Source organism: Mesorhizobium sp. M2A.F.Ca.ET.039.01.1.1, from assembly GCF_003998035.1.
GTDB lineage: Bacteria > Pseudomonadota > Alphaproteobacteria > Rhizobiales > Rhizobiaceae > Mesorhizobium.
Window position 1 is genome coordinate 1 of record NZ_RZRY01001209.1, and the last position, 1,166, is coordinate 1,166.

The following is a 1,166-nucleotide window of genomic DNA, read 5'->3' on the forward strand; positions in this document are numbered from 1 at the left end:
ACATGAGATAGCGGGTGGCTGTTTCGCGGACGCTGGGTGCACGATCGAGGATGCCGGTTAAATTCTACTCGGACATCTGTCGAAAGGCGGCGGAAAGAGTTTTATGGTGGCAGGAATGTTGATTTTCACTGAGAACTGACCCGGCAATGGAGTGAACCCCGTGAACGGGGTCGGTTCCGGCTGAGGGCGAAATGACACTCTAAGCGTTTTTCTCCTTGGGCCACAGATACTCGCCAGTCAGCAGGATGTGCGCCCAGCCCAGCGGGGATATGTGGGCCAGAAGCTCGGGCGGCACGTCGAGCCCATCGTTCCGCCGCTCTGCGACGGCATGGCCGAGATGGACGGTATTCCAATAGACGATAATCGCGGTCAGGAGGTTGAGGCCGGCGATCCGGTAATGTTGTCCCTCTGCCGTGCGATCGCGGATTTCACCCTGGCGACCGATACGTAGCGCGTTCTCGAGGGCATGGTGGGCCTCACCCTTGTTGAGCCCGATCTGGGCGCGCCGCTGCATGTCCGTGTCAAGGATCCACTCAATAATAAAGAGTGTGCGTTCGATACGGCCGACCTCGCGCAGCGCGACCGCGAGATCGTTTTGGCGCGGGTAGGAAGCGAGCTTGCGCAGGAGCTGGCTGGGCCTGATCTTGCCGGCGGCCATGGTGGCGGCACAGCGGAAAAGGTCAGGCCAGTTCGCAACGATCAGTTCTTCGCGGATTTTGCCGCCTACTAGGTTGCGTAATTCTTTGGGCGTTGCGGCGGGATTGAACACGTACAGCCGCTTCGATGGCAGGTCCCGGATGCGCAGGACAAGCCGGTAGCCGAGCATGGCGCTGGTCCCGAACAGATGATCGGTGAACCCGGCCGTATCGGCATACTGCTCGCGAACCTGGCGGCCGACCTCGTTCATCAGAAGGCCATCGAGAATGTACGGCGCCTCGCTGACTGTAGCTGGAATCGTCTGTGAAGCGAACGGCGCGAACTGGTCGCTTACATGAGTGTAAGCCTTGAGGCCGGGATCGGCGCCATATTTGGCGTTGACCATGTTCATGGCCTCGCCCTGCCGCGCCGACGGAAAGAACTGGCCATCGCTCGATGCTGTCATTCCCATGCCCCAGAACCGCGACATAGGCAATTTGCCCTGGGCAGCTACAACCACGGCCAGCGCC

1 protein-coding gene is annotated in these 1,166 nt (G+C 60.4%); it reads right to left on the reverse strand.

All coding sequences use genetic code 11. The features are described 5' to 3' along the window. Window positions 1–199: 199 nt before the first annotated feature. Window positions 200–1,166: Tn3 family transposase (locus EOA24_RS38690; protein ID WP_145992579.1), on the reverse strand; the 967-nt coding region annotated here is incomplete at its 5' end.